The 19,787-nt window shown below is 54.0% G+C and carries 23 protein-coding genes and 2 tRNA genes; 6 read left to right on the forward strand and 19 right to left on the reverse strand.

The genetic code is table 11. The features are described 5' to 3' along the window. Window positions 1-611: 611 nt before the first annotated feature. From AB6M95_RS16255 to ruvA, 3 genes are all read right to left on the reverse strand, one after another. On the reverse strand, window positions 612-767 hold the full coding sequence (locus AB6M95_RS16255) for a rubredoxin (protein WP_371387800.1): 156 nt from the start codon (window positions 765-767) through the stop codon (window positions 612-614). Between the two features lie 96 nt (window positions 768-863). Continuing rightward, on the reverse strand, window positions 864-1,850 hold the full coding sequence (gene ruvB / locus AB6M95_RS16260) for a Holliday junction branch migration DNA helicase RuvB (protein WP_371387801.1): 987 nt from the start codon (window positions 1,848-1,850) through the stop codon (window positions 864-866). After that, window positions 1,847-2,458, reverse strand: a complete 612-nt coding sequence (gene ruvA, locus AB6M95_RS16265; RefSeq protein ID WP_371387802.1) for a Holliday junction branch migration protein RuvA — start codon at window positions 2,456-2,458, stop codon at window positions 1,847-1,849. Before ruvA ends, ruvB begins: the two co-directional genes overlap by 4 nt. Window positions 2,459-2,616: 158 nt before the next feature. Between ruvA and AB6M95_RS16270 the strand changes: the two genes are divergently transcribed. After that, window positions 2,617-3,123 (forward strand): hypothetical protein, encoded by a 507-nt coding sequence (locus AB6M95_RS16270; protein ID WP_371387803.1) that lies wholly within the window; start codon window positions 2,617-2,619, stop codon window positions 3,121-3,123. A 70-nt stretch (window positions 3,124-3,193) separates the two neighbouring features. Here AB6M95_RS16270 and ruvC read toward each other — a convergent pair whose 3' ends face one another. From ruvC to AB6M95_RS16285, 3 genes are read right to left on the reverse strand one after another with little or no spacing between them, the layout of a single operon-like run. Further along, the gene (ruvC, locus tag AB6M95_RS16275; RefSeq protein ID WP_371387804.1) at window positions 3,194-3,697 is read right to left on the reverse strand and encodes a crossover junction endodeoxyribonuclease RuvC; all 504 of its coding nucleotides are present in this window, start codon (window positions 3,695-3,697) and stop codon (window positions 3,194-3,196) included. 5 nt (window positions 3,698-3,702) lie between these two features. Continuing rightward, complete coding sequence (locus AB6M95_RS16280) at window positions 3,703-4,449, reverse strand: YebC/PmpR family DNA-binding transcriptional regulator (protein ID WP_371387805.1); 747 nt, start codon at window positions 4,447-4,449, stop codon at window positions 3,703-3,705. Between the two features lie 53 nt (window positions 4,450-4,502). Beyond that, window positions 4,503-5,102, reverse strand: a complete 600-nt coding sequence (locus AB6M95_RS16285; protein WP_371387806.1) for an RlmE family RNA methyltransferase — start codon at window positions 5,100-5,102, stop codon at window positions 4,503-4,505. A gap of 69 nt (window positions 5,103-5,171) precedes the next feature. On the opposite strand from AB6M95_RS16285, the gene AB6M95_RS16290 reads away from it, so the two are divergent. Further along, on the forward strand, window positions 5,172-6,713 hold the full coding sequence (locus AB6M95_RS16290; protein WP_371387807.1) for a glycosyltransferase family protein: 1,542 nt from the start codon (window positions 5,172-5,174) through the stop codon (window positions 6,711-6,713). 37 nt (window positions 6,714-6,750) lie between these two features. Continuing rightward, window positions 6,751-6,826, forward strand: a tRNA-Ala gene (locus AB6M95_RS16295). A gap of 100 nt (window positions 6,827-6,926) precedes the next feature. Here the strand turns inward: AB6M95_RS16295 and AB6M95_RS16300 are convergent. Together AB6M95_RS16300 and AB6M95_RS16305 are read right to left on the reverse strand one after the other, a co-directional pair. Continuing rightward, on the reverse strand, window positions 6,927-7,178 hold the full coding sequence (locus AB6M95_RS16300; RefSeq protein ID WP_371387808.1) for a helix-turn-helix domain-containing protein: 252 nt from the start codon (window positions 7,176-7,178) through the stop codon (window positions 6,927-6,929). Further along, complete coding sequence (locus AB6M95_RS16305) at window positions 7,178-7,540, reverse strand: hypothetical protein (RefSeq protein ID WP_371387809.1); 363 nt, start codon at window positions 7,538-7,540, stop codon at window positions 7,178-7,180. Before AB6M95_RS16305 ends, AB6M95_RS16300 begins: the two co-directional genes overlap by 1 nt. A gap of 30 nt (window positions 7,541-7,570) precedes the next feature. Here AB6M95_RS16305 and AB6M95_RS16310 point away from each other — a divergent pair, with 30 nt between their 5' ends. After that, entirely contained in the window at window positions 7,571-8,329 is a 759-nt protein-coding gene (locus AB6M95_RS16310; RefSeq protein WP_371387810.1) for a hypothetical protein, read from the forward strand. A 228-nt stretch (window positions 8,330-8,557) separates the two neighbouring features. Here the strand turns inward: AB6M95_RS16310 and AB6M95_RS16315 are convergent, their stop codons facing one another. The 7 genes from AB6M95_RS16315 to AB6M95_RS16345 form a co-directional block, all read right to left on the reverse strand. Further along, on the reverse strand, window positions 8,558-9,001 hold the full coding sequence (locus AB6M95_RS16315; RefSeq protein WP_371387811.1) for a hypothetical protein: 444 nt from the start codon (window positions 8,999-9,001) through the stop codon (window positions 8,558-8,560). Next, on the reverse strand, window positions 8,982-9,380 hold the full coding sequence (locus AB6M95_RS16320) for a hypothetical protein (protein WP_371387812.1): 399 nt from the start codon (window positions 9,378-9,380) through the stop codon (window positions 8,982-8,984). Before AB6M95_RS16320 ends, AB6M95_RS16315 begins: the two co-directional genes overlap by 20 nt. Beyond that, entirely contained in the window at window positions 9,331-9,612 is a 282-nt protein-coding gene (locus tag AB6M95_RS16325; RefSeq protein WP_316896843.1) for a hypothetical protein, read from the reverse strand. The genes AB6M95_RS16320 and AB6M95_RS16325 overlap by 50 nt, the downstream gene beginning before the upstream one ends. Window positions 9,613-9,817: 205 nt before the next feature. Next, complete coding sequence (locus tag AB6M95_RS16330; RefSeq protein ID WP_371387813.1) at window positions 9,818-10,081, reverse strand: hypothetical protein; 264 nt, start codon at window positions 10,079-10,081, stop codon at window positions 9,818-9,820. An 11-nt stretch (window positions 10,082-10,092) separates the two neighbouring features. Next, entirely contained in the window at window positions 10,093-10,320 is a 228-nt protein-coding gene (locus AB6M95_RS16335; RefSeq protein WP_371387814.1) for a ribbon-helix-helix domain-containing protein, read from the reverse strand. Window positions 10,321-10,553: 233 nt separating this feature from the next. Next, a complete protein-coding gene (locus AB6M95_RS16340; protein WP_371387815.1) occupies window positions 10,554-11,105 on the reverse strand; it encodes a recombinase family protein in 552 nt (183 codons plus the stop codon). A gap of 219 nt (window positions 11,106-11,324) precedes the next feature. Next, entirely contained in the window at window positions 11,325-12,443 is a 1,119-nt protein-coding gene (locus tag AB6M95_RS16345; protein WP_371387816.1) for a hypothetical protein, read from the reverse strand. Between the two features lie 212 nt (window positions 12,444-12,655). Here AB6M95_RS16345 and AB6M95_RS16350 point away from each other — a divergent pair. Then, window positions 12,656-12,744, forward strand: a tRNA-Ser gene (locus tag AB6M95_RS16350). Window positions 12,745-12,884: 140 nt separating this feature from the next. Here AB6M95_RS16350 and AB6M95_RS16355 read toward each other — a convergent pair. From AB6M95_RS16355 to AB6M95_RS16370, 4 genes are all read right to left on the reverse strand, one after another. After that, a complete protein-coding gene (locus AB6M95_RS16355) occupies window positions 12,885-14,129 on the reverse strand; it encodes an HNH endonuclease (protein ID WP_371387817.1) in 1,245 nt (414 codons plus the stop codon). Between the two features lie 627 nt (window positions 14,130-14,756). Further along, window positions 14,757-15,428, reverse strand: coding sequence for a sigma factor (locus AB6M95_RS16360; RefSeq protein WP_371387818.1), 672 nt, complete (start codon window positions 15,426-15,428; stop codon window positions 14,757-14,759). A gap of 301 nt (window positions 15,429-15,729) precedes the next feature. After that, window positions 15,730-16,812 carry a hypothetical protein gene (locus tag AB6M95_RS16365; protein WP_371387819.1) on the reverse strand — a complete coding sequence of 361 codons (1,083 nt, stop codon included), beginning with the start codon at window positions 16,810-16,812 and terminating at the stop codon, window positions 15,730-15,732. 432 nt (window positions 16,813-17,244) lie between these two features. Further along, window positions 17,245-17,457 (reverse strand): hypothetical protein, encoded by a 213-nt coding sequence (locus AB6M95_RS16370; RefSeq protein ID WP_371387820.1) that lies wholly within the window; start codon window positions 17,455-17,457, stop codon window positions 17,245-17,247. Between the two features lie 743 nt (window positions 17,458-18,200). On the opposite strand from AB6M95_RS16370, the gene AB6M95_RS16375 reads away from it, so the two are divergent. Then, a complete protein-coding gene (locus tag AB6M95_RS16375; RefSeq protein ID WP_371387821.1) occupies window positions 18,201-19,301 on the forward strand; it encodes a tyrosine-type recombinase/integrase in 1,101 nt (366 codons plus the stop codon). Window positions 19,302-19,787: the final 486 nt, after the last annotated feature.

Raw genomic sequence — 19,787 nt, forward strand, 5'->3', positions numbered from 1 at the left:
CGGGCTGGGGTGCCAGCAACGAAATGCTCAATCAGACGACCGGATATATGAGCCGACAAACGCGATCTTTTTAGCCTCATAGTCCCCCCTAATACGACGAGAGATCTATGTCAGCCCCAAACTTTTTGTCTCCGCTTCGCGGGCGGGGGCCACGGCGATCCGGCCAACTCGCCAAATCCTCTTCAATTGGAGCGACTCGGGTGCGCCAGCACCCGACAGCGGCTCTCTCCCCCGCGCTCGCACGACGCGAGGCTTTCGAGAGTGGGTCAGCTGTGCATTTTCCGAGGGTTCGCCTGACCGCAGCGTACCCCCAGTACGTGAGGATCAGGCGGACCCTCGAAAAATGTGCAGATGGCCCGCTATCGGAAGCCGCCCGAAGAGCATAAAAAAAGCCCCCTTCCGGGGGCTTTAAACATGTTGCTGCAAGAGGTTGCCGTGCTACGGGCCTCAACCAAAGGACTTTCAACTGTTGTTAGCGAGGTTGCCTTGAAACGCTGTCTAGATTCACTAAATCATGCGGTTTGTCTGGCGTTACCTGGAAACACTTCCTTTGACTTGATTCAACCATACACGCTTTGTAAGGCGGATGGCAATGGCCTGTTACGATTTTTTTACAATTTCTCGAAATATTCTTTTTCCGCGCCGCATTTGGGGCAGACCCAGTCGTCGGGCAGATCCTCGAACTTGGTCCCGATGGGGATGTTGCTGTCCGGGTCGCCTTCCGCAGGGTCGTACACATAGCCGCACGGGCATTCCCATTTATCCATGTCCGGTACCTCCAATAGGGTTTGTCGTTCGGCCCCATGCTAACGGAACGGGCCGGAGAAACAATGATTATCCGACGAGATGAAATGCGGACGGACCTAGAGCAGGGTGGCCTGGCCGTCTTCCATGCGCATCTTGAGGTGCTGGTACGCCTTGGCCGTGGCCACGCGCCCGCGCGGGGTGCGCTTCAGGAAGCCGCACTGGATGAGGTACGGCTCGTAGATGTCCTCGATGGTCCGGACCTCCTCGGCGCAGGCCGCGGCGATGGTCTTGAGCCCCACCGGGCCGCCGTTAAAGTGCTCGACCATGAGGGTCAGGATCTTGCGGTCCATGTTGTCCAGGCCGTACTGGTCCACGTCCAGGCGCTCCAGCGAGGACTCGGCCAGCTCGCGGGTGACCACGCCCGAGCCGTGCACCAGGGCGTAGTCGCGCACGCGCCGCAGCAGCCGGTTGGCGATGCGCGGGGTGCCGCGCGCCCTGCGGCCGATGGCCAACGCGCCCTCGGGCTCCACCTCCACGCCGAGGATGATCGCGCTGCGCTCCACGATGCGCCCGAGCTCTTCGGGGGAGTAGAATTCGATGCGGAAGATGCAGCCGAAACGGTCGCGCAGGGGCGAGGTCAGCAGCCCGAGCCGGGTGGTGGCCCCGACCAGGGTGAAGGGCTCAAGGTCGAGCTTGACCGTGCGCGCGCCGGGGCCGGAGCCGATGACCAGGTCGATCTGGAAATCCTCCATGGCCGGATAGAGCACTTCCTCCACGGTGGGCGGCATGCGGTGGATCTCGTCGATGAACAGGATGTCGCCGCGCTCCAGGTTGGTCAGGATGGCCGCCAGGTCGCCGGACCGCTCGATGACCGGGCCGGAGGTGGAGACCATGTTCACGCCCAGCTCCGAGGCCATGATCCGGGCTAAAGTGGTCTTGCCCAGGCCGGGGTTGCCGTAGAACAGGGTGTGGTCCAGGGAGCGTTCGCGCTCACGCGCGGCCCGGATGAAGACGTCGAGGTTGGTGCGCAGGTCGACCTGGCCGATGAACTCGGACAGTTTCCTGGGCCGGACGTTTTCCTCGGGAAGGGTGCATTTGCTCATGAGCGTGCCGCGTTGATTTTCTTGAGCACCGCGCGGATGGCGCCGGCGGCGTCGAGATCGGGTTCGTCGTCGAAGGTTTCGAGAAGCATGGGCCGGATTTCATCCTCACCGTAGCCCAACCCCTTGAGCCCCGCAAGGGCGTCCAGGTACTCGCCCTGCGGCCCCTGGGGCGCGCTCGGCACCTTGCCGGTCACGTGGCTGAGCTTGTCCACCTTGTCCTTGAGATTCCAGAGAATCTGCTTGGCGGACTTGGGCCCGATGCCGGGCACCGTGGACAAGGTGGTCACGTCCTCGCGGAAGGCGATCTCGCGCAGGTGGGCCGCGTCGAACATGGACAGGATGGCCATGGCCTTCTTGGGCCCGAGCTTGTCGATGGAGATGAGCGTGCGGAAAAGGTCCAGATCGTCGGCCTCCAGGAAGCCGAACAGATCGATGGCCTTTTCGCCCACCTGGGTATGGATGTACAGCCGCACCTCCTTGCCCCGGCCCGGCAGCTTGGCCAGGACCGAGGTGGGCGCGGCCACCTCGTAGCCCACGCCGCCGGGGGTGAGCAGGACCAGGCCCTTGTCGTCCGCCGAAAGCAGTTCACCCTGCAAATATCCGATCATGGAAATCCTCCCTGATGTGACTTTATCCGAAGAGTGGACGTAATTCAAAGGGTATCCGCCTTGACCAAACGGTCGCATCATTTTATATTCGACAGTGGATTTTTCGTCCTCCGCCAGCGCTTTGCGGGCGGAACCAACCTGCAAAGAGGGAGCTTCACATGAAAACAATCGCCTATTACCTGCTGGCAGGCGCCCTGCTCCTCCTGTCCGCCTCTCCGGCCCTGGCCCAGGGCGAGGACCTGACCCAGGACGAACTCGTATCCCTGGTGGGCGAGGCCGTGGTCGAGGAGGCCGCCAAGTCCTCCGAAGAAGTGGCCAAGGCCAAGGAAATCCTGGACGCGGTCCGCAACAGGAAGGACGCCGCCCAGAAGGACGTGGCCGCCGCGCAGATGGAATACGAACAGGCCCAGGATCGTTACCGCCGGGCCGAGTCCAACCTGGACAACGCCAAGGTGGACCAGCTCGCCCGGCAGTGCGGCAAGACCAGCGACCAGATCCGGGCCATGCGCGACTCCGGCATGGGCTGGGGCCGCATCGCCAAGGAATGCGGCGGGCACGGTGTTGGCAAGGCCAAGGGTAAGGACAAAGGTAAGGACAAGAATAAGGGCATGGACGACGACATGACCAAGGGCAAGGACAAGAGCAAGAAGCCCAAGAAGAAGTAACCGCGAGACGGAAAACAAAAAGGCCCGCCCGGTGGTACCGGACGGGCCTTTTTTGCGCCCTGCCCCCGGATCAGGAGCAGGTCAGCCGCCGCATGCGTCGTTCGTTCAGATGGCAGATGGCGATGGCCAGGGCGTCCGAGGCGTCCTCGGGCCAGTCGGGCTTCTTGATGCCCAGGCAGTGGGCGACCATGTAGGCCACCTGGGACTTGGGCGCGCTGCCCACGCCGACCAGGTTCTTCTTGACCTTGGAGGGCTCGTACTCGCCCATGGGGATGCTGTTCACGGCGCAGGCGGCCATGCAGGCACCCCTCGCCTGCCCGAGCTTGAGGGCCGACGAGGGGTTTTTGGAAACAAACACGTTTTCGATGGCGGCTTCCGCCGGCGCGTGCAGATCGATGAGTTCCTGAATCCGGTTGAAGATGACCCCCATGCGGGTGGCCATGTCCTTCTTGACCGGGGTGCGGATGGTGCCGGAGGCCACCAGTTCGGCCTTGCCCGAAAGTTCCCGGACCACGCCGTAGCCGGTGACCCTCGTGCCGGGGTCGAGCCCCAGGACGACCAGCCCTTCCGCCATAAAGCCTAGTCTTCCTCGTCGAACAGGTCGTCCGGCAGGTCGGCGTTCATGTAGACGTTCAGGGTGTCGTCGTTGTCGTCCAGGGCGTCGAACAGGTTCATGACCTTCTTGCCCACGGCGGCGTCCACCGGCACCAGGGTCTCGGGGACCTGGTTGAACTCGGCGGACTCGTACTCCATGCCCGCGTCGGTAAAGGCCTGCTGCACGGCCATGAAATCGCCGGGCGCGGTGTGCACGGTGAAGGAATCGCCGTCGTCGATGATGTCCTCGGCACCGGCCTCCAGGCCGATCTCCATGAGCTCGTCCTCGGTGAACTTGTCCTTGGTGAATACGATAACGCCCTTGCGGTTGAACATGTAGGACACCGCACCGTTCTCGGCCATGTTGCCGCCGTGCTTGGTGAAGGCGTGGCGGATTTCGGCCACCGTGCGGTTCTTGTTGTCCGTGGCCACCTCGACGAGCATGGCCACGCCGCCCGGGCCGTATCCTTCGTACAGGATCTCGGCCAGATCGCCGCCGGCCAGTTCGCCGGTGCCCTTCTTGATGGCGTTGTCGATCTTGTCCTTGGGCAGGTTCACGGCCTTGGCCTTCTGGATGGCCAGGCGCAGCGTCGAGTTGTCGTCGGGGTTGCCGCCGCCCGCCTTGGCCGCCAGGATGATGTCCTTGGCCGCCTTGGTGAAAAATTTCGCCTTTTTGGCGTCCTGACGCCCCTTGCGGTGCTGAATGTTCGCCCATTTACTATGTCCGGCCATATTTCCTCCTGAATATATCGCTATCGGTCTTAATTGCTGGTCGGTCCAATGTTCTACCCGTCAACGCCCTTAAAGCCAAGCGCAACGATGAATATCTCCTTGCTCTCGGACCGGGAACTGTACGGTTTGAAATTCTTTATCTTCCCGAAATACGGGCGGATCATGTCGCGGTAGTCGTTGATCTCGCCGCCCTCGAAGATCTTCACCGCGAAGTTGCCGCCCTTCTTGAGGTATTTGAGCGCCACCTCGAAGGCCCGCTCGCACAGCTCCAGCGAATTGGCCTGGTCCGCGAACTTGATTCCGGTTGTCTTGGGGGCCATGTCGCTGATAATGACGTCGAACGGCGCAAGCGGCTCCATGGCCTCGAGCAGCTCGGGCGAATCCGAGAACACGTCCGCCTGCAGGAAGGTGGTGTTCTCGGCAAAGGAGTGTTTGGTGGTCTGCAGGTCCACGCCGAGCACCCGCCCCTGCGGGCCCACGCGCTCTCCGGCGAACTGGGTCCAGGAACCGGGGGCTGCGCCGAGGTCGAGCACGGTCTGGCCGCTCTTGAAGATGTGGAACTTCTGGTCCATCTCCTTGAGCTTGTAGACCGAGCGGGCGGCGTAGTTTTCCTTTTTGGCCCTTTTGAAGTATTTGTCCTGGTACTGTTTCATGGTATCGCTCCGTCAATGCGGCGTGGAGCGCTTAGTAGCCGAATCCGCCGAAAAAGCCAAGTGATCAACGTGCCCAGACCCCGACATATATCCATCCGCGACGAACTCGGCCTGGCCAAGTCCATGCCCGCCGACAAGACCCACTTCGAATGGCGGGTCAACCGCCGCCTGGACGAGGCCCCGGTGATCTTCCTCGGCCTCGGCCCCGAACCCGACAAGATCCCGGAATGGTTCAATCTTCCGGACAACGAGACGTTCTTCTACCTGGAGAGCCCGGACTTCGTCGGCCAGGTGGACGGCTGGCTCGGGCGCGTGCCCGCCAACTTCGAGCCCATGGCGCCGGAGGACTTCACCGTCGCATCTTCTTCCAGCGCCCACGTGGTCCGCTACCTGCCTGTGCAGAAGGCGTTCCCGTCCTTCTACGGCCCGCTGACCGCCCGGCTCACCCTGGAGGACCGCGCCCGGCCGAGGCTGGCGCGCACCGTTTGGCTGCCCGTTGGGGACGATGCCCTGCTCGTCGAGGAACTGGCCCGGGCCTTTGCGGACGCGGGCTGGCGGGTGGTCCGCATCGACCACGAGGCCCTGGGCAAACACCCGGGCAAGGTCCTGCCCGACTACCTCCAGGAAGGCGTCCCGGACCTCTTTTTCTCGATCAATTTCCGGGGACTCGACCACTTCGGCCTGGGCCAGGCCATCCTGCGCGAGGCCGGAGCCAAGATGGCGGTCTGGATGGTGGACAACCCGTTCAATTTGCTCACCGCCGTCAAAAACGAGGCGTGGCGCGAGCTCACCCTGTTCGTCACGGACCACAGCTTCATCGGCCCGCTCATCGAGAACGGCGCGCGGCGGGTGACCCACCTGCCCCTGGCCGCCTCGCCCAGCCTGTTCGAGACCGGCGGCGCGCTCCCGGAGCATGCCCGAGACATCGAGGGCAGACTCGTCTTCGTGGGCCGCTCCCAGTTCCCGGACAAGGACAAATTCTTCGCGGGCGAGACCGTGCCGGAAGACGCGGCCAAACTGATCACGGACGCCACGGGCCCCACCCGCTTCGACTACCACTGGTGGCGCGACCGGATGGGCATTGCGCCGCTCTGGCCGGGCAATCGGGTTCGGGCCGTGGGCGCGGGGGCCGAGTTCGCCTCGAACGCATGGAAGCGCCGCTGCCTCAACGCGGCGGGCCGGGTCGTCATCTTCGGCGACGACGGCTGGCGAACCCTGGACAACCCGGACGCGGACGTGCGCCCGGTGGTGGACTACTACGCCCATCTGCCCGCCCTCTACCGCGCGGCGGGCGTGGTCCTCAACGTCACCGGCATGCAGCTTCCGGCCGGGCTGAACCAGCGCAACTTCGACGTCTGGTGCGCGGGCGGCTTCCTGCTGACCGACACCCACCCCGGCCTGCAGATATTCCCGGACGAACTGGTCGAGCCCATCGCCTATTCCCGGCCCGGCGACATCCACGACATGGTCATCCGCCACCGCGAGGAAACCCCGGAAAAACGCGCCCTGCGCCAGGCCTGGCGGGAATGTATCCTCCGGGACCACACGTACGCGAACCGGATCGAAACCATTTTCAAGGCAATGAATTTTTTATCCGCTCAAAAGGCTTGAGCTTCATCCCGAAAAGCGGTAACAACGCTCCACCAATGGGGACGTAGCTCAGCTGGGAGAGCACTGCCTTCGCAAGGCAGGGGTCGAGAGTTCAAATCTCTTCGTCTCCACCAAGAAAAACAGGCGCTTACAGAAACAATCTGTAAGCGCCTTTTATTTTACCATACCAATTTACCATACTGACGCCCACTTTTCGGACACTGACATACCGCTCTAGCCCGCCTTGCCATACCCGAACACTGCCGCCTTCTGCTCTGCCAGTGAGAGCAGTTTCTCAGGCTTCCTGAACGGAATGACCTTGAACTTGTGGGGGGCTTCCATCCATGAATCTAAGTCAACAGTCTTGTAGCGGTTACCTGTCGGCCCGTACTTGGGCAACGGGTAACTTCTCAGGTGCCGCCTGAAGGTGTCCACGCTGTAGCCGCAGTATTCAGCCGCTTCGATCTGGTTGAGGTACGCCTTCATTACTCACCCTCCACGAAGAACACCCGGAAGGTGCAGGTACAGGTGCCGTCATGCTGGAAGCAGGGCAACTGCTTGGCTTCGACGGTGCGGATGCTGACGGTCTCATAGACGCTCTGCATGCCTTCCAGAAGCACAAGGATAGCCTCAGAAAGGGCGTTGGCCTCGGCCATGCGGTAGCCCTTCACCTCGACCTCAATGAGGGCTTTGCGGAAGCTCTGGGGCATACCGGGCCACGGGGTCAGGTCACGGGTGATAACCGCAACGCACTGGTTGCCGGTGCTGTTTTCAGTGAAAAGGTTCTTGCCCGTGGTGAGATCGGGCATGTTTTCGGCAATATATTTTGTGATGATTATAGACAGCATTGAACATCCTTCAGGGGTGTTGTATAAGCCATGACCAAATCAGGAGGACAAATGGCTCGAAATAATACATTTAATGCAGCGCAGAGACTGCTTGAACTAGTTCAGAGGATGAAGAAAACAAACCCCAGCCTAGCTACTTGGAATGTTTATATACTTGCATTTGGAGAGAACGAAGATAATCAGCAGGAAACCGCTTTGATGTACGCCTATGAGTTGGCGAAATTAGCGGGAAGGGTCGAAGACACTATCAAGCATGATGAGCGCATTGAGGATACCCTCTTGCCTCAACTGGGGACGGTCTTCACTCAGTGTCGAGAAACAAACCTTAGTGTCCAGTGGAACAAATATTTAAATCGTCTTTCTGACGTAGGGGTCACGGCATTACAGGCGTACAGTATCTTTTTTTCTGACATCATCACTGAAACCAAAATTTCAGATGACGAATACCAGAAGCTTGCGGATGAGGTTCAAGACCTCATCAGCGAAGTTCTCAACCTTGATAATGAAGAGTTGAAAACTGTACTCATGGCGATTCTGGAATCTGCAAGGAGAGCAATCTTTCTCTACAAGTTTAATGGCTCTCAGCCCTTTGAAGAAGTCTTTAGCTACTCATTCGGCAAACTGAGTGTGAAGTTCAAAAAAGGCGAATTCACCAAGAAAGAGACTGATGGAATCGTGAGCAAAGTTTTTGGCTTTACCATCAAACTAGGCGAATTAGCCTCGGCAGTGAACGCAATGACCGCCCTACCCTCTGAGATGAAGGACTTCCTCAAGCAGATAGGCCAATAAAATAGGCCCACCCCTGTCGGCGGGGTGGGCCTTTTCACATCATGGTGCGATTTGTCGGTTGCCCGGTTCCATGCCACCGGGCGGGGCTATTCGCGCTTAGGCGTCAGGGTCAACCAGACCGGTCAGACGGCCAGCGCACTTGGGGTGCCGCAGCACAGGGCCAGTGGCGTACCACTTGATGTCTTGCCAGAAGTCATTTCCTTCTTCTGATTGAGCCACACATGTATGTCATCGAATCGAAGCGGCGTAATGCGCTGCGGCCTTGGCTTCAAGCCTGTCGGCCAACTCAGGGTCGATGCTGCGGATTCGCTTCTGCTCGGTCACGTCCCGGTTGATCCACGGGTTGCCACCACGTCCAGTGTCGATCTTCAGCCCCTGCGCCTCCATTGCCTTTCGGGCCGCAACGGGGTCTTTCTTGTAGAGTGCGCCGATCTCGGTCATGGACATCTGTTTGGCCTCGGTCGTGGCCTTCTGTTCCTTGACTTGGACCTCGACCTTCTGGACAGCTTCCACGAGCTTGTCGAGGTTCTGAACCTGTCCAGACAGGCTGCTTACTTCGCCGCCGAGAGCCTTGAGGTGAATCCGGGTATCGGCTGCATCCAACTCGACCTTGGACATCTTGTGAGTCAGGGCGGCCAGAGCGGCCTTCATTTCAGCGATTACTTTTTCCATTTGAATGCTCCTTTGGGAACAGGATTTTGTATGCCGCCCGATAGACGGCAGAGTGATTACCGCCGAAGCGGCGTTTCAGTGCCTCAATGAGCTTCCCGACTTGGTCGAGGTTCATCGAGGCGGGGACACAAAAAAGGCGAAGTATCCCTGAAAGCAGGAGCACTTCGCCTTGGTTGATCATTCGGATCAACTCGGCTTGATCGTCTGGTAGGTCTACTGGTCTCAGGTGGACATCGACGGGGTTGTAGTCTTGCGCGTTCTGGACAAGATCATGATCAACCGAGACACACTGCCAGACGAACATCGGGGGCTGATTCTTGATTACGAGTTCATTGCAGTCCTTCTGCAATTTCCGCAATCTCATCGTCATTTCCGACATGAGTCTGGCCCTCCTTGAGCATTGCGATCTGGGCTTCCAGTTCCTCGATGGAGCGAACAGTCTTGATCTTCTCCATCATCGAGAACATCTCACGCAGGACGTAGCAGTATTTACTTCCGTCGTTCACGGGGATTTCGGCATTTCGCATGAGTCTGTAGATTTTCCCGACCTCGGCTGCCACATTATCCAGTGTGGATAGGTCGGGTCTGTAGCGGGTTTTCTTCGTGGGCATTGTGTTTGCTCCTGTATGCTGGGATGGGGCAAAACCGGGGGTAAGGGGTCAAAAATTTTGGGCGACACGCGGTGCCCCGTCTCCTGCGGCTCCTTACCACGAGGGGGAGTAAGCGTGATTGCATTACGGCTCTAGGCTTCTCGATCAAGCGAACCATGCACGACCACAGCTACTCTTGCCCCCAGTACTATCAATACTGCTGGGCCTACTCGGCTTTCCCAAGCAATTCGTTCAGCGACCTTTGAGACCGCTTTCTTTCGGCTTCTTGCAGATACGCCCTGACCTGATGTTCGAAGGTCTGGGGGTTATCAATGTAGAAACCAGCCAGCCCCTTTTCCCAAAGGGGTAACATCTCATTCAGAGCAGCCAGAACAAGGCGGCTAAACGGTGCCCCAGTCTGTTCGGCGACCCTGCTCACCCTGTTGTACAGCTGAGCGGGCAACGTAATGTGCTTGCTCGTGTTTTCCATCGGTGATCCTCCTAGTGATCGAGTCTTTCGGCTTGCATGCCGAAGGCCATTGCAGCGACAGCACCCTTGTGAGGGTCGTCTGCGATTACAGCATCAAGTGTCTTTTTCATGTCGAGAATTGCCAGATTCACAACCGCGTTCTTCGAGACTCCATAAGTCATCGCGAAACCGTCGATAAACTGGATCGTTTCCGGCTTGAGCCGGTACGTCTTGTTCCTTGGTCGTTTTAGACTGTTCATCCTTCCTCCAGTCCGTTTGTAGAGTGCAATACGATAAGCCAAATTAAGAAGGGCAGCCCAGTTGTAGGACTGCCCTTTCTTGCCCCTGGAACACAGCAGGGGATTGTGACTTCGCTGTACAAAACATATACGCATGAGGGGTAGGTTCGGAAGCCAGTTCTCAAACAAAAACAAGAAAAGCCCTGAATGCCATAGGCTACAGGGCTATAATCTTTTTCTAGGCCGCACAAAAATCAGCCGTTGAGACAGTTGTATAGCGTCTGACGAGACACGCCATACTCAAGAGCCAAATGGCTCACCTTTTCACGTTGAGCATGCCTTTCTTTGATCTCCTCGCACTGTTCAGGAGTAAGAGCGGCCTTTCTGCCCTTGTACTTGCCCTTGCGCTTGGCAGCTTCAATACCCTCGCGCTGCCGTTCACGAATCATGGAGCGTTCAAATTCTGCAAATGCGCCCATCATCTGAAACATGAGTTTGTGCATTGGGCCAGACTCACCGGAAAAGGTCAGGTTTTCTTTGTGGAAGACAACGACCACACCACGCGAGTTCAACTCTGCCACGATCTGCTGGAGGTCCACCAGATTACGGGCCAGACGGTCAATAGAATGGATGTGGAGAGTGTCGCCCTCGCGCAGGTGCTCAAGAGCACGTTGCAGCTCTGGCCGATTGCGATCCTTGCCGGAACACTTGTCCGTGAAGACCTTTGACAGTTCCAGCCCTTCAAGCTGGCGTTCTTCGTTTTGGTCGAAGCTGCTGACACGAACATATCCAAAATGCGGGGTCATGGTGTGATCTCCGTGCTTGTCTAGAAAACACCTTAGACCCTGACGGACAATATGTCAAACAAAAGAAATTGCATCCTAAATTGACAAGCAAACCCGCATTCCACCGTGAGGTCGTTTTGCCCATCTAGGGTATACTCTAGATGGATTGAGCGTTGCACTGGGCAAAGTTGTTGAGCGTTCTGAAAATCGAGACATTCCGTGACGGCGAGTGGAATCCCTCTAATGGGAAGCGTTTAAGGACAGCACCCATGTTGCAAGGGCACCAACTAAACCTGCGCTTAGTGCAACAGCAGCATTGATGAGCCAGCCGAATCGTTGGTCACGCCACTCCTTGAGGGATAGAATATATTGTTTCAGTACTGCAATATCGTACGAGCTTTCGCCGTCTATTTCATTTAGTATTCTATTTTTGAAGATGATATGAAATCTTCTTTGGTTTTCTTCAATCTTACTTAGAACAGTACTCTTTGCCTGTTTATAATCAATTTCTATCTCTAGTGCTTGTGTCATAAGTCTGTTTAGGCTGTCAGACTGTTTTATTGTATTCAGAAATTGATATATTTTCGTGTCTGAGTGAGATATTTCAACGCATTCATTATATGCACCAATCCATTCACGGATATATTTGTTGTTGTTATGAACTGCATAGTAGTATAATTCAAGTTGATATCCTAAGACGTCACATATTCCATATAGTGCTTCGCAGTCTGATCTGTATAATTCTTCGTCGTAGTATATATTAACTGTATCGTTGTAGTAATCTTTAGTGTATTCGCAGTATAGCCCATCACCGATGCTGATTTTTTCTCCATTTAGCCCCCTGTAAAAGTAAAAATCACAATGGAATGGAGTCGGTCCGATCGTTTGTAAATGAAGACTAGATGATGACTCATTTAGCCCGTCAACAAGGTAGCTTTTTGTGTTTAGAGTCAATCCAAACGGTGGCACAATACATCCAACATCAGCAATGAACAGAGTGACTACTGAGTAATATAGGTACTTTATTACAACAGTAACACGCACATCCGTGTTTAGTTCTGGTTTAGAGGGTTTGAGAGTGTTGTTGGGGATGGTTATATCAAAAGATATCTCAAAAAGAGAGTTTCCGCACATGAACATCGCTAAGTCTCTTTCCTGCAAGTCCTCTCCGATAAAGAATTCTTCGTCTAGAAAGCTATCAGCATGGTGAAAGTTAATGTTGTCTATGGATTCATGAGTTTCTAACAACTCACGGACCATATCGAGGTATTCTCCTCCGGTGAACTGAATCGATTCAGAATCCTTTTGAGGAAGGAAAAAGCAGCAACCGACTCCAATGTGATTGATCAATGACGACATAGAGACCTTCTATGAATTATGTTTAGGCTACAGCTTGCCTTCATCTGATCATTTGTTCAAGCTCTCCCGCTTTATCCAGACTACCCCTTGATTTTTGCTACAGCAACTTGCTACAGCAGAACTAGCAGTTGCTGCGGTGACTTGCTGAAAAACAGACCCTCGGATAGCTTCTTTTGACTCCAGTTGTGCTTGGGTAAGTGCATGAATCAACGGGATAAACCGAGTCCGGCTTAAGGAGCACGCCTGGAAAGCGTGTTTGGGGGGAACTCCAACGGAGGTTCAAATCCTCTCCTTTCCGCCAGAATGACAAGCCTCTCAAACAGAGTGGCTACTCTTTCAGCACCAGCATGACAGGTTTTAAGTAGGCGGCAATCCCCCAATATAAACAGGGGAGCCTATGCCATCTCACAAACCCCACCAATAAGACTATGCCCCCCCAAATTAACCTTGGAAGACATGCTCTCGGTGGTATTTTAGGTAGTTGTGATGTTCTACTTGGACATCGGCAATACACATAGTGCCGTGTATCCCGAGTTTCATGAGATCACCCTTGGAATAATTAGAAATAGCGATCTTTCCTGAGTCCATAAAACTAATCAGCCCCTTATCGAAAGCGGCATCCAAGGTTGGTGTCAGTAATAACCCGTTGAATTTATCTAACCGTTCAACGTCTGTACTATTTTTCCATGGCTTAATATGTGATGCATACAGGAGACGTGTGTCTGAAACACCTGTGACAGAGCATCGTCCATCCCAAACTTCCAGCAGGGACTGTCGATATCGGCCTTGTCCGACACGAGCTTGTGATAATGCCAAACGAGTTGTGGAACCAGAAGACATGTCAATATTATCTTCAGCGGCCCCTTCAAGTCCATCCACATCGACAAGTCCGACCACTCCCAACGCCTCTGCAAAGGTGGGCTTCATGCGCAAAAGAGCATGCCCTTCCTGATCGAGTCCTCGAGTCGAAATGATCCCCTCAATATGCTTCTCGGAACCATCGGCTCGGGTGTCAACTTTGGCCCCGGTTATTGAGTTAATTCTGCGCGCTAACATTCCATATACCCTGTTCACTGCGCGGTAGTCTTGTCCTAGTCCCGTATAATTAGATAGTTGACCTGCTGTCGCTTGCTGGCCAAATACCTCATAATGCGCCTTAATTACGGAGAGTTCCCTTGAGTTCATTTCGTCATGAATTTGTGAGAGAGCTTTTACGTACAGCTCGACTGGTATGATTTGATCTGTGGTTGGCAAAATGGACCTAACATTGCCCTGCTCCGATTGAGGCGTCTGGTTGTGATCGGTTGTATTTTGAACCCACCCCAGTTGCTCAAGAGCTTCAACAACTTCAGCCCGTAAAGTCCATACACTAGTCCCGTATCCACTAGCTTCCCAATGGCAGAGCACTTGAATCTTCCAGTTCTTTTTTGAAACAATTCTATCTTGAGCATGTGAAGGGAGTCGATCATAGATCCGCGATCCTAAATGAACGTATGTCCCGTCGACACTGCTTCCACTATGCATGCGACAAACTAAAGCTAATTCAGCCGATGTCGCCTTATGCTCTGGCATGCTGTAGTGAGCAGCAAGTAATTTTTGATGTCTTTTAAACACTTCATCTTTTTTTAGAGCACCAAGTGCATTCCGATATTCTTCGGCACTTGCAATGTATTCAACTGTCTTCATCAGCTCACCGAAACGGTTGCATAGTCAATAGGTTTAATCTGGCGCTTCAGATGGTCTTGAAAAAATCGTATATTATTCACTCCAGATTTAAAAGGACCCAAAACCATTCTTTGATCGCTTTCTGCATCCTCATCATTTTCCGAATCACCCGCCAGCCCTCAACGAGGGCCATTCTAATTGAAAGCCTTCTCTGTCCAGGGCTTGTTGCCTGGGACATTCCCAAAATCACTCCATTGGACGCAACTATGGGCATAATCGTTGTAGGGAAACTGTATATTTTCCAGTCAGGTAGTGATGATATCTTTGCTGGGCTGGTGATTCTTAACTTATGAGATTGAGCCAAAAGTCCCAGAAACCGGCGAAGCCGTCCGAAGATCAAGTGAGCGAAGCGAACGGTCTTCGGAAAAACAAGAAATTCTCTCTGCCGTTCGAAGCTTCGCTCCGAAACTCGCACCTACGGTGCTCGTCGATTGCTATTGTTTCTTGAAGAACTGCTTATGAGCTGCTGCCAAATGCTTCTATAAGCATACACGCTGAGAGGGGGTGGTTCGGAAACGTTTTGGAGATCATATTTCTAACTTTTTTCAAAAACATGAAACGAAGTCAAAAACAGGAAAAACTTCCAGATCAAACATAAATCTGGTCACAGCCTCCAGCGATGTATCGCCCGTTCACTAGCTGCGGGTATTTGGTGTTGTAAACTGTTTCGTCACAGTAACTGACAAAGTCCACTCCCAGCTCCTTTTCTCTCTTTTTCTTTCTCCAACGGTCCGTAATGTGATTTGAGATTGCCCTGCTGAGGTAAGTCTTAAAGCTTGCCTTCCCCGTTGGGTCAAATTTGTTGGCACATTTCGCAGCGACAAGGAAAACCTCAGACATGACCTCATTAAATATGATTCCAGGGGTTAGTCGTTGGAAGCTTTTATAATGGACCGCCGTTTGTTCTCGAACTGTATCCAATATGGACTTCTCATTCACGTGAGCAGGAAGAACTTCGCAGTTCACCTTGATATCCTCAAAATCAAAATCGGGCTCGTCGGTCTTGTAGTTTGCAGCCTTCTTGGCCCTGACCTTCTTGCGAAGCTTAATTTCTCTCCAAGCAAGTTGAAGCGCGATCTCTGGCGGATATGCATACTTGATATTCCAGAGAGCCTTTTCAAGAGATATATTCAATGGGTAAAGGCAGTTGTTAGACAGTAAACTCTTGCGAACTCGCTGATAGGTAGATATGAGCGCCTCCCAATACCGGGTGTTATCGTCTGGAGCCGCCAAAGTGACGGCCATGGGGTCAGAAAGCATATATTGTCTCCATATGAAAAACCCCGACGATGCCCTCAATTGAGAGGAGACCGCCGGGGTTTTCTAGTGGTCAGGGTTAGTCGAATTTCACCACGATGACGTATTCATCAACGTGCTGGATGATTTCATTGGTGTCGCGACAGAAGAAGAGTTCGCTGTCACTGCCGGGTACTTCTTCCATTTCAACAAGGCCGGTGTACTAGATGTGTTCTAGACGCATCTGAGGCAGGGCGAGGGGCATGACAACATGAGCCGTCACATGAGAGCGAGTCTGATTTTCCACGAGGTAACTCCTTGGTGGTCAGCGGGCGAAATTCAAGATTTCACCGAGGGGAACTTCATACAGCGTCGCCGAGCGCTCACTGCCATCGGGGTACTTCATAACGCCCTGCCCCACCTCTTTTGCCGAAGGCCAAGGCTTCTCAACAGTAGCAACCTGTTCGTTCTCGTCAGCCTTGGGCAACTCTCCAGCTAGAAACGCCGGTGGGGTTCGATTGAAAACTTGATAGCTACTGTTCCCCGTGGAGAGACGGTAAATAGTCTCTTCAACAAGCTCTTGCTCATCTTTGGTTAACTTGTCGCAATACGCCGAGTGAATGGCTTCAATGGCGGCGTCAAGGTTGGGGTGCTGTTCACCAAATGTGCCCAGCATGCGCGGGGGAAGCTTCAGCAGTTCAAGGCCAGCTTCAGCAAGCTGTCTGAGATAGGCCACCTCCTCTTCCGCTGAGTAAAGCCCATAAGGAAGCGGGAACATTTTTACGACTTGTTCAACGTCGGAAGGGGTAGTCGGTTCCACAATCTGTGCAAGGTCGGCCATGAAAGCAGGGATCAGCTTGGCTTTAGCTCCGTGAGGGATTGAGGTCTCAGCCTTTTCGAGACAATCCCAGATACGGGCCACAATGTGGCGGACGGTGTTGAGTGCCAGCTTGGAGCCAGGCCTATGCATCGCATGGTTGTCAATATAGTCGAGGATGCCTTCAAGGCTGTCTTCCCAACTGACTTCAACGGGGCCGTTGATGCCGGGCAGCGTCTTGCGGAACGGCTCTTCTCCCTCGACTATTTGAGTGAGTGCAATGAGGTCATCGGTCAGCGTGTCGCGATTTTCGAACGACGCGCAGTAATCGTAAATCTTCCAAATGGCTGAGGTGATGCCGTTAAGATAGGCACCCATTCCCCAAAATACCGCGTTGCAACCGCCCCGACAAAGCCAGTACTTGTCCTCAAGCCGCTTGCCAGCGGGGACGCTCCAGACCTCACCGCAACACAGGCACATGAAGCGAAGGTTCTCGCGCCGGTCATTAGTGAGACGAACAATGCCAAAATGGCTCAGAGCTTTGACGCCGTGATCGTGGGGCGTCTTCCACATTTTGAGATTGGGATTCATGCTTTTTCTCCTTTCGGTGGCCGCTAGGCCAGTTGAAGTTTCAGGGTGTAGACCACGCCCATGCCAGCAAAGTTGTGCGGGAAGTGCGTGTTCTTGGGTTCATACTTTCGCCCCTCGTATTCGATGAGGAAGGGCGTGTTCATCAGGCTGATGCCTTCGGGGCGTCTTGCGTCTGGACGAAACAGACCATGTCGTACCCGCGCCGCTCGTTGCGGACTTCGGTGACCTTCTCTCGGCTGATCTGGTCAATGCTGACCCGCATGGGATGGCGGGTCTCCTTCACCTCTTCGCCGAGGGCGTTGAGGGGGGGCTAAGGGTGACTTCTGCCATGCGTGCCAGCCTCCTTGGCTGGTGGGTTGTGGCTGTTCATTGGCCGCAAGGGAAGACCCCCGATCTTTCGAGGTTTGCGGAAAATACAGCCAGTTTAGTGGGTTATCTGGTCAGAGAAGCGCGTCTTTTGGCAATTTCAAAGGCTCTGGCGATGACTTCGTCGCAGCATTTCTGCGCCTTGGCGAAGCAATCGGGGCAAATCCAATCACCCTCGTGGTAGACGAAGTCCTCACGGTCATTTTCAATGCCGCAGTGCTCACAAGAGCTTGCCTGTTCCATCTGGATACCTCGCATGAGGTCGGTTTCAACGGTCATTTTTAATCTCCTTTCGTGTTGTGATTGATTAATCTAACCGCATCTTAACAACTGTTTCAGTTCAACGACAACGTGCCGTTATATAGTGCTTTTTTGTGGTAGAAACGGGACCGTCACGCCACTTGAACGAGTAAACGACGCTTGCAATTCGGGAGAATGGCCTCGGCCACGGTGTGTTAGGACACTTGCCAACTACTTGCCTTCATGGCTTGGCAGATTGCCACGTCGAGCCGTTTCAGCGTGAGCAGATAGTCTGCCACGATGTTCCCGGCGTCCTCTGTCAGTGTCTTCATGGTTCCTCCTGTTGTGGGTTGATGGGGTGGGCGGTTGGCACTCGCCCTCAGTGTACTACTCGCAGAACTTCCGGTCAGGTATCAAAAAAAGTGAAAAAAGTTTCAGCCCCTCACTGTACTACTCGCAGAACCCCCCGGTTAGGTGTCACTTTTTCTGAAAAAAGTTTCTGCCCCTCATGACACTACTCGCAGAACCCCCCGGTCGAGACCGGATTTTTTTGAAAAAACTTGCAACCACCATACACTCATTCCGAGGTTATAAAGAGAAAAATACAATTATTTAATTATGTTAAGAATCCGTGACGGACGAAATGAGGTTGATTCTTGCCGTTGACAGCATTGCCCGGCTTGCGTAGTTTTTCAAAAAGGCAACGTCCTTCAAAAAAAATCTCAATCTAATAAAGGCAATTACAAGCAAGTAAGTAAGTATGGCAACATGGAGAGTTTGGTATGGCAATCAGGGAAAAGAAAAAGAAAGGCGGTGGCAAGTTCTGGGAGGTTTACTGGAAGAATCCTTTCACAAAACGAATACAATCCAAGAACTTCCACGACGAGAAGGAAGCGAAAGACTTCAACACCGATGTCTTGTACCGGCTCAAGCGTGACAAGGAATCATTCAGACCGGCTCAAGCGGCCTCAGACGCCCCGCTCACCCACTTCCAAGGGTTAGCCCTCAGATACCTTGTTGAGAAGCCCATGGCGAAGAGCACGAAGGATACAACACTATGCCACTTGGAAGCCTTCTATAGCATCTTGGGCAACCCGGAGATTGCCGAAATAGACAAGGCCATGATGAAGCATTTTGAGAGGGAGTTGAGAAAGCCCCACGAAAAGACGTACACAGGGCCGAACGGGAAGAAATGGACCCGTACAGTGAAGGGAGCCGAACAAAACACGATCAAGCGCAAGGTCGGTATCGTTCTGGCGATTTTGAATTGGGCGGCAGAGGAAGAGTATATTCCCGGTCACAACCTGACCGGCTACAAATGCGCCCCCGGCGATGACAAGAAGCTCGTGCCCCCCACGCCGGAAGAATTGAAGAGGATTCGCAAGGTCGCGCCCAAGCACGTTGACCGGGCGATCTACTTCGCATTCAACTTCGGCTTGCGTGTTGGCAACTCCGAGTTGTTCCGGGTGACTTGGGATCGGATCGACTTTGACCGCAAGGTTGCTACCATCCCAGCCGCCAAGAAAGGAAAGGGCCAGTGGCGACAGGTTCCGATTCGTGAGGATGTGTTGCCTGTCCTCAAGCAGTGGAAGGCCGAAGACGATGAATGCGGTGCAACCCACATTATCAACTACAGGGGTAAGCCGGTGGCCTCCATCAGGAAGGCCTTCAACAGCACCTTGGAGAAAGCTGGGATCACTCGCAAGATTCGCCCCTACGATCTACGACACGCATTCGCTACCTACGCTCTTGAGGCGGGGGCAGACCCGAACGCGCTTCGGAAGCTGATGGGGCATAGCTCGATGGCAATGATTTACAAGAACTACCAGCACGTTCTGGACAAACAGAAAGAAGCAGTGGTTAACGGACTGCCCAGCATCTGATGAGGCGGCATTTTGCCATACCGTTTTACCATACTGATGCCCCATTTATGTCGTCATTTGGTATGGTAGATATATTTTAAAACACGTAATTTCAGATAGTTAACAGATAGACTTAAGCCTTCGCAAGGCAGGGGTCGAGAGTTCAAATCTCTTCGTCTCCACCAAGAACACAAAGTCCTTTCGGCTAGTTAGCCGAAAGGACTTTTTTTTTGCTGTTTTGTACAACCCCTGTACAACTTTTTCGATTGGCAACATGGCGGATTTTGTGGGTTAAGGCGGTCAAACTCTTGATTGAAATTGCTACGATCGTGGAGCATAGACATATCTATTTCATGAAAACAACTTTATGCACAACCATAGATAACTAAGAATTATGAGCTTCGACACACTTCTCTGGAAACCATTGTTGGAAGCATCCGCACAAACAATTGTCGGTGCTATCGGAGGGTATGCCTTTTCAAAAGCTTTGGAGGCAGCTCTGCGTAA

This window comes from Pseudodesulfovibrio karagichevae (assembly GCF_041414475.1).
Classification (GTDB): domain Bacteria; phylum Desulfobacterota; class Desulfovibrionia; order Desulfovibrionales; family Desulfovibrionaceae; genus Pseudodesulfovibrio; species Pseudodesulfovibrio karagichevae.

Excerpts from the sequence above, each read along its gene's own strand:
- AB6M95_RS16255 (WP_371387800.1), bottom strand. The coding sequence starts at position 767 with ATGGATAAATGGGAATGCCCGTGCGGCTATGTGTACGACCCTGCGGAA.
- ruvB (WP_371387801.1), bottom strand. The coding sequence starts at position 1,850 with ATGAGCAAATGCACCCTTCCCGAGGAAAACGTCCGGCCCAGGAAACTG.
- ruvA (WP_371387802.1), bottom strand. The coding sequence starts at position 2,458 with ATGATCGGATATTTGCAGGGTGAACTGCTTTCGGCGGACGACAAGGGC.
- AB6M95_RS16270 (WP_371387803.1), top strand. The coding sequence starts at position 2,617 with ATGAAAACAATCGCCTATTACCTGCTGGCAGGCGCCCTGCTCCTCCTG.
- ruvC (WP_371387804.1), bottom strand. The coding sequence starts at position 3,697 with ATGGCGGAAGGGCTGGTCGTCCTGGGGCTCGACCCCGGCACGAGGGTC.
- AB6M95_RS16280 (WP_371387805.1), bottom strand. The coding sequence starts at position 4,449 with ATGGCCGGACATAGTAAATGGGCGAACATTCAGCACCGCAAGGGGCGT.
- AB6M95_RS16285 (WP_371387806.1), bottom strand. The coding sequence starts at position 5,102 with ATGAAACAGTACCAGGACAAATACTTCAAAAGGGCCAAAAAGGAAAAC.
- AB6M95_RS16300 (WP_371387808.1), bottom strand. The coding sequence starts at position 7,178 with ATGAAGGCGTACCTCAACCAGATCGAAGCGGCTGAATACTGCGGCTAC.
- AB6M95_RS16305 (WP_371387809.1), bottom strand. The coding sequence starts at position 7,540 with ATGCTGTCTATAATCATCACAAAATATATTGCCGAAAACATGCCCGAT.
- AB6M95_RS16310 (WP_371387810.1), top strand. The coding sequence starts at position 7,571 with ATGACCAAATCAGGAGGACAAATGGCTCGAAATAATACATTTAATGCA.
- AB6M95_RS16315 (WP_371387811.1), bottom strand. The coding sequence starts at position 9,001 with ATGGAAAAAGTAATCGCTGAAATGAAGGCCGCTCTGGCCGCCCTGACT.
- AB6M95_RS16320 (WP_371387812.1), bottom strand. The coding sequence starts at position 9,380 with ATGTCGGAAATGACGATGAGATTGCGGAAATTGCAGAAGGACTGCAAT.
- AB6M95_RS16325 (WP_316896843.1), bottom strand. The coding sequence starts at position 9,612 with ATGCCCACGAAGAAAACCCGCTACAGACCCGACCTATCCACACTGGAT.
- AB6M95_RS16330 (WP_371387813.1), bottom strand. The coding sequence starts at position 10,081 with ATGGAAAACACGAGCAAGCACATTACGTTGCCCGCTCAGCTGTACAAC.
- AB6M95_RS16335 (WP_371387814.1), bottom strand. The coding sequence starts at position 10,320 with ATGAACAGTCTAAAACGACCAAGGAACAAGACGTACCGGCTCAAGCCG.
- AB6M95_RS16340 (WP_371387815.1), bottom strand. The coding sequence starts at position 11,105 with ATGACCCCGCATTTTGGATATGTTCGTGTCAGCAGCTTCGACCAAAAC.
- AB6M95_RS16345 (WP_371387816.1), bottom strand. The coding sequence starts at position 12,443 with ATGTCGTCATTGATCAATCACATTGGAGTCGGTTGCTGCTTTTTCCTT.
- AB6M95_RS16355 (WP_371387817.1), bottom strand. The coding sequence starts at position 14,129 with ATGAAGACAGTTGAATACATTGCAAGTGCCGAAGAATATCGGAATGCA.
- AB6M95_RS16360 (WP_371387818.1), bottom strand. The coding sequence starts at position 15,428 with ATGCTTTCTGACCCCATGGCCGTCACTTTGGCGGCTCCAGACGATAAC.
- AB6M95_RS16365 (WP_371387819.1), bottom strand. The coding sequence starts at position 16,812 with ATGAATCCCAATCTCAAAATGTGGAAGACGCCCCACGATCACGGCGTC.
- AB6M95_RS16370 (WP_371387820.1), bottom strand. The coding sequence starts at position 17,457 with ATGACCGTTGAAACCGACCTCATGCGAGGTATCCAGATGGAACAGGCA.
- AB6M95_RS16375 (WP_371387821.1), top strand. The coding sequence starts at position 18,201 with ATGGCAATCAGGGAAAAGAAAAAGAAAGGCGGTGGCAAGTTCTGGGAG.